Here is a 7,269-nt window from a genome sequence, read left to right as displayed (position 1 = left end):
CGGCCTAAGTCGCCCGTTCTGCAAACCAGATCTTCACGATCCGAAACCAATGGATTTTGTACCAATAATTTTGCAGTTAGTTCCTGATCTAAATAACCTTTGCTGATGTACGGACTTTTAATGTATACTTCTCCGATTTCTCCCCACATACTGAGTCCGCTATCGTTGATTACAGCGATCATACTGTTGGCAATGGCTTGTCCGACCGGTAAAACGGTTCCGGGATCTAAATCTTCGTTTGGAATGTGGTAACAACTTTTTAAAACTGTCGTTTCTGTCAGTCCGTATAAGTTGCTCATGCGGGCTGTATGTCCGGAAAGTGAACGCCATAAAGCAACATCACGTCCGTATAATTTTTCTCCTGCAAGGACAACTTCTTTGATGTCTTTTAACGAAAGATTCTGTTCTACAAGACTATTGGTCAATAATCTGAATAAAGAAGGAACCGTTTGTAAAATCGTTACTTTTTCTGTTGAAAGCCATTGGCCTAACAATACCATATTCTCACGGGTTTTGGCAGTCGGAATACACAAACAGCTTCCTGAAATCAAACTCGTTAAAATATCTTTTAGACTCGCATCAAAAGTGACTGATGCAATCTGGCTTACACGACTTTCAGTATTAAATCCGAATGTGTTTTTGTGCCAGGTGATATAGTGCGCAATGCTTTCCTGGTTCCCCACAATTGCTTTGGACTTGCCTGTTGTACCGGAACTGTAGAAAATATAGCTGCTGTTATTAATTGGATACTCAACGGCAACATTTTCTTTACTGTAATTATCTAAACTGCAATTGGCTAATAAGAACTCTCCTGAAGATTTTAATTCATAGACTTCCAAACTGGTCTGTTCCAGTGTAATCAAATCTAAATTTCCAAGTCCCAAATCTCCTAAAACAGAAGAACCTGATGCTTTAAAAACTAAAACATGCGCAAATTCATGATCAACCTCCTGATTTTGAAAGACGGACCAGGACGAATCATCTGTAATTAAAACTTTCATACCCGTTTCTGAAACCGCCTGCTGCATTCTCGCCTGCGAAAAACTATTCGATAGTGGTACATAGGTAATTCCGGTCTTCAGACAAGACAGTAAACTTCCGATCAGTTCTTTTCCACTTTGTAATAATACTCCAACGGAATCATCAGAAGACAGGCCTGTAGCCAGTAACAAACCGCTTAACTGGTTCGCAAATGAATTTAACGAGGCGTAAGTCGTATGGGCATTAGCCTCTTGTATTGCTGTATGCTCCGGATAAATAGTTACAATCTCCTCGAAACTTTTATGAATGTATGATGGAGCTGTTTTTTCTATATTTTGTTCAAACCATTGTGAAGTTGCCGCATCTGTCTCTTCTAAATATTCTATTTCTTTTAACTGCTGATTTGGGTTTTCACCAACTGCTGTCAAAAGATTTTCCATATGAGCAGTCATGCGTACGATACGGTCTTCATCGTATAAATCTGTATTGTATTCAATACTGCATTCTATAAAATCTTCGCGTTCAATAAATTCAAATCGCAGGTCACTTTTGCTTACTTTAAGGTCAATATCTTTTCCATTAATTTCAATTCCTTCCATCTTCAGGGATTTCATGAACTGTAACGCTACATTCTGTAAAATAACCACTACATCAAATAACGGAGCGCGATTTTTATGTAACGAACTGTCTAAATCTTCCACCAAAACATCAAACGGATAGCTTTGATGACTGAAACCGGAAATACTGATTTCTTTTACAGCTGCTAATAAATCTTTAAAAGTATTATCGCCTTTAAATTGTGCTCTTAGTGCTAAGGTGTTTATATACAGACCGATCTGATTTTCCAACTCGGAATGATTTCGCCCTGCCACCGGTGTTCCCAACGTAATATCAGATTGTCCTGTGTAGCGGTATAACAACGCATAGACTATGGCACTAACGCCCATAAACAACGTACAGCCCGATTCAGCGCAAACGGCTTGTAATGCTGTGCTTGCTGCTGTAGAAAAGGAGAAATTGTATTGGGATCCTTTATTGCTCATTACTGCCGGACGCGGACGATCTGAGGCTAATTCTATTCTTGGTGCATCGGCTAAATGGTTTTTCCAATATGTGCGGGATAATTCAAATGCCGGACTGCCTAAAGCTGCAGATTGCCACGCTGCATAATCTTTATATTGAATAGGCAGTGGTACTACTGAAACTTCTTCGTCCAGTACCCATGCATTATAATAATTTATTAAATCACGGACTAAAATCTGTATCGACCATTCATCAGAAATAATATGGTGTATAGAGAAAAATAAATCGTGATTATAAAGACTGTTTTGTATAACGGTCACCTTAAAAAGCGGCCCTTCACTTAAATCAAAAATATGATTTGTGAATTCCTCCAGTACGGCATTACTGTCTTTTGCTTCTTTATATTCAATTGAAAAATTATAGTCTTCTGCAGCTACAATCTTCTGGCGCGGCTCTACTCCTTTTAAGACAAAAAGGGTTCGCAGGCTTTCATGACGGTTTATTAACTGGTTAAAAGATTCCTCCAGTGCTTTACGGTTTAAGACTCCTTTTAATTGATAAATATTAAAAATATTGAACGTCGGCGCTTTCGGCTGTCTTTGCACCTGTAACCACGTTCCGCGTTGCGCTTTAGACAATTCATAATCCTCCTGTACAGCTGTTTTCGGCAGTATTACGGCTTCTTTTAGCGTTATTGTTTTAATCTCTTTTGCCAGATCTCGCAATACCGGATTCCTAAAAATAGCTTCTATGCTTATTTGTAGTGCGGCATCATTTCTTAATCTTGTGATTAACTGAATTGCTTTCAGGGAATTTCCGCCTAATTCAAAGAAGTTGTCCTCTCTTCCTACTTGTCTGGCCAATAATAATTCTGACCAGATTGCTGCTAATAATTCTTCCGTTTTTGTTTCCGGTGCACTATAGCTTTTGGCAGATAATTCTTTTGGAAACGGCAAAGCTGATTTGTCAATCTTGCCACTGGAAGTTAACGGAAACAGCTCTAATTGTATGATATGAGCAGGTACCATATACCCCGGCAGACTGCTTTGAAGCACTGTTCTTAAATTTTCTCTGTCAATTTTTTCCTTTCCTGTCACATAGGCTAAAAGAAAGTCTCCTTTTACGATGACAACAGCCTGATTGACTTGCGCATCCAGTTGTAACAGCGATTCTATTTCCCCTAATTCAATGCGATACCCTCTCAGTTTAATCTGATTGTCGCTTCTTCCCAGATAGACCAGATTTCCATTGAAATCCCACTGGCATAAATCGCCTGTATCATAAATGATTTCGTTAGTATTTAGCGGATTTTTTACAAACTTTTTCGTTGTTAATTCAGCATCCGTATATCCTTTTGCTACTCCTTTACCACCAATAAAAAGGTTTCCTATGATTCCCTGGGGCACTATTTGTCCGTGTTGGTCCAGGATGTAGATGGTGGTATTGCAGATTGGTTTTCCTATTGAATATAAATCTTTTACCTCTTTAATCTGCTGAAATGTGGACCAGATCGTGGTTTCCGTCGGGCCATACATATTGTAAAGGGGGCCCGGAATTTCTAATAAACGGGTTCCTAATGAAACCGGTAAAAATTCTCCGGTACTTATTTTCTTTAATGGATGAGCTGCTTTCCAGCCTGCTTCCAAAAGCACATTCCAGACACTTGGAGTCGCCTGCATGAGGGTAATGCCATTTTCCTCAATCATTGCTGTTAACAACAACGGATCGGTAATTACATTAGCCGTAGCGATAATTAGCGCACCGCCAGTGCACAAGGGCATGAAAAAATCAAAGACAGATATATCAAACGTAAAAGTTGCCGTAGCCAGTACTTTATCTTTGTTTGAAAAATCGAATACAGGGGCAACCGACTCCAGTAAGTTAACCACAGAACTGTGTCTGATCAGTACTCCCTTTGGTCTTCCTGTAGAACCTGAAGTATAGATGATATACGCCAGATCTTCTCCGTCTACTGCGATATTTAATCGTGTGTCCGGATAATTTCCTAATTCTTCCTGTAATGCTATACTGTTTTGTGTGGTCACTGCATAGTCTGAAACCACTGTGTCAGTCAGTAACAAGGATACATTTCCATCTGCTAACATGTACGCAACACGATCTGCCGGATTGTTGCGGTCTATTGGTAAATAGGCAGCTCCTGCTTTCAGTATCCCTAAAATACTGATCAGCAAATACTCATTCCTGTCCTGCATCACACCGACAATACTTCCTTTACCAATCTGATGATTGGTTTGTAAGTAATGTGCCAATTGATTGGAACGCGCTTCTAATTCCTGATAACTAAGCGTGTTGTTTTCATATTTCACAGCTAAGGCATTTCCCTGCTGGTCCGCCTGTGCTTCAAAAAGTGAAATCAGGGTGGCATCCGCAGCTTGTGATAGTATTTTTCCCTGATAGTCTTCCCGTATTATTTTTTGTTCTTCTGCTTTTAGGAGCAATAATTTATCTAAGGGAGTGGCAGCATCTGTACTAATACTGTCCACTAACTTTTCTAAATGAAGCGCCAATCGCGTCATGCGATCCTCACTATAAATATCGGTATTGTATTCAATGTGAATGGCAATTTCACCCGAAACACCTTCCTTAAACCAAAACGTAAGATCGTATTTGCTTCGTTTCTTTTCTAAAGCTACTTCTTCAATCGTGATCCCTTCAAATTTGGTTAAGTTGTCTTTTCCTTTATCTTCCACAACCACCATCACATCAAATAATGGTGAACGTGACGGATCTCTTTGTACGGTTAATTCATCAACCAGTAAATCAAAAGGATACGACTGGTGCTGATAGCCTTCCAGTATATTGGTTTTAACATCTTGTAATAAGGCTGTAAAATCTGAACTGCCCTCAATATTTTGTCGTAATGCCAGTGTGTTGATATAAAAACCAATCTGATGTTCTAAATCTGCATGTTTACGTCCCGATACCGGTGCTCCTACAATAATATCATTAGTACCGCTATATCGGTACAATAAAGTATATACTAAAGACATGGCTCCCATGAATAAGGTCGTGCCGTTTTTTTCCAGTAATTCGTAGAATTTCTGACTGTTTTCTTTTGAAATTTGTACGGCAACTTCACTACCGTTATAGGTTTGAATTACAGGACGAATGTGATCCGAAACCAGTTCTAAAACCGGAAGTGTCCCGTCCAGCTTCTTTAACCAGTATTCTTGGCTTGCCTTTTCATTTTTAATATTTTCCAGTTCCCAGCTGGCGTAATCCTTGAACTGTATTCTCAAAGGTTCCAGAACAGCATTTTTACCCTTTTTTAGTCCGCTGTAAATTGCCATTACATCTTTGACCAGAATATTCATCGACCATTCGTCCGAAATAATATGGTGAATGCACAGCGATAGAAAATAATGCTCGTCTGCTACTTTTATAAGCACTACTTTTAATAACGGATCGTGGTATAAATCAAATTTGGTTTCCGCTATTGCTGTTGCTTTATTTTGTGCCAGCTGATTTGAATTTTCACTATTGGAATAATCCAGGCTTTCAAAAGAAATTCCTTCTGCTGCATTTTCTAACAGGTACTGATACGGCTGGCCGTTTTTAACTGCAAAACGGGTTCTTAGAATTTCATGTCGGGCGACTAAAATTTGGAATGCCTTTGCGAATAGTTTTTCGTCGATGGCACCATTCAGTCGGTAGTGCATGGCCATATTAAAAACGGTTGCCACCTGATCAAACTGATCTAAAACCCATAACCTGTTTTGAGAAAAAGATACCGGATAATAGTCTTTTTTTGCTGCTACCGGAATTTCCAATAGATTTTCTTCCGTTCCGGTATGCTGCAATAAAGCAATAATGTCCTCTTTGGATTCTTTTAAGCGTTCCACAAGATCAGACGTCAGTACCCCTTCAGGAGCCTGCACTTCTAACTTTCCATTTTTGAGATTTAATTGAACCTCTTTAGATTTTAGTTCTTCTAAAAATGTATATACATTCATAATGTTATGGTATCTTTTTTAATGATAATAGCTCCTGAAGTTTCTGATTTTTTTGCCCATTGTATGATGGCTATTTTGGAAGCGACATCTTCCAGTACCGGCGCAAGGAATAATTCTTTTAATTCCAGTTTAACCCCAAATTCTTTTTTAATTCTGGATATGATCTGAATTCCTTTAAGGGAATGGCCACCGAGTTCGAAGAAATTGTCGTTGATTCCGATTTTTTCTTTCCCAAGCACTTCTTCCCAAATGGAGATCAGGACACGTTCTGTTTCATTGGTTGCTGCGACATATTCCCTTACGAGTCCTTCTGATGGGTTGGGTAAGGCACGTTTGTCTATTTTTCCATTAGGGGTTAACGGGAATTTTTCGATGCCCGTCAAATACGTTGGAATCATGTATTCCGGTAAGCAGCCGGTCAGGTATTTTCTCAGCAAATTACTTTCTACCTCTTCGCCGGTATAATAACCTGCCAGGTGTTTCTCGCCATCGATTTCCATTCCCACCACCACACTTTGCTGTACGCCTTCATAGCTTAACATGGCCGAGATGATCTCTTCCAATTCGATTCTATAACCACGGATTTTGATCTGATGGTCAATTCGGCCGTAGTATTTTATGCTGCCTTCCTCATTCCACATACATAAATCCCCGGTGTTGTACATTACTGTATTTTCCTGGTACGGATGCGCAATAAAAGCTTTTGATGTCAGTTCTTCTTTGTTTTGATACCCAACGGCAATTCCCGCTCCGCTCATATACAGCGTTCCGATCACGCCAATAGGTACCAATTGTAATTCTTTGTCCAGAATGTAAGACTGCATATTATCAACAGGGCGTCCGATGTATTGAATGTCCTGCGTTTCTCTTACTTTTTTATAGGTCGAATACACCGTAGTCTCGGTTGGTCCGTACATGTTCCAGATCGTTTCCGAGTATTGGATAAGTGATTCTCCCAGGGATAGCGATAACGCTTCTCCTCCCGTAATCACGCGGACTTTATCGCTTCCTTCCCAGCCGGCATCTACCAGCATCTGCCAGAAGCCCGGTGTGGCCTGCATGATTGTCGGATCGTGTTTTTCAAACAATTCGATGATCGCTTCGGGTGATTTCAATGATGGCGTGGAAGCGATAATTACGCTTGCACCCACATGCAGCGGCAGGAATAATTCTACCACGGACATATCGAAAGCATAGGTTGTAACGGCCAGTAACGAATCGGATGCGTTTGCCGAAACTTCGCTTTCCATCGCGTACATCAGATTGGTAACGGAGCTGTGACGGATTTTTA

Annotated in this window: 2 protein-coding genes; both read right to left on the bottom strand. The window is 40.0% G+C overall.

Going from position 1 to position 7,269, the window contains the following annotated elements; genetic code table 11:
* The coding region (locus GJU43_RS22575) for a non-ribosomal peptide synthetase (RefSeq protein ID WP_154344163.1) at window positions 1-5,978 on the bottom strand (5,978 nt) is incomplete at its 3' end.
* On the bottom strand, window positions 5,975-7,269 hold a 1,295-nt coding region (locus GJU43_RS22570), incomplete at its 5' end, for a non-ribosomal peptide synthetase (RefSeq protein WP_154344162.1). The genes GJU43_RS22575 and GJU43_RS22570, both read right to left, overlap by 4 nt.

The sequence above is a fragment of the Flavobacterium sp. LC2016-23 genome, assembly GCF_009674775.1.
Taxonomy (GTDB): domain Bacteria; phylum Bacteroidota; class Bacteroidia; order Flavobacteriales; family Flavobacteriaceae; genus Flavobacterium.
This window is presented reverse-complemented; position numbering and strand designations above follow the sequence as displayed.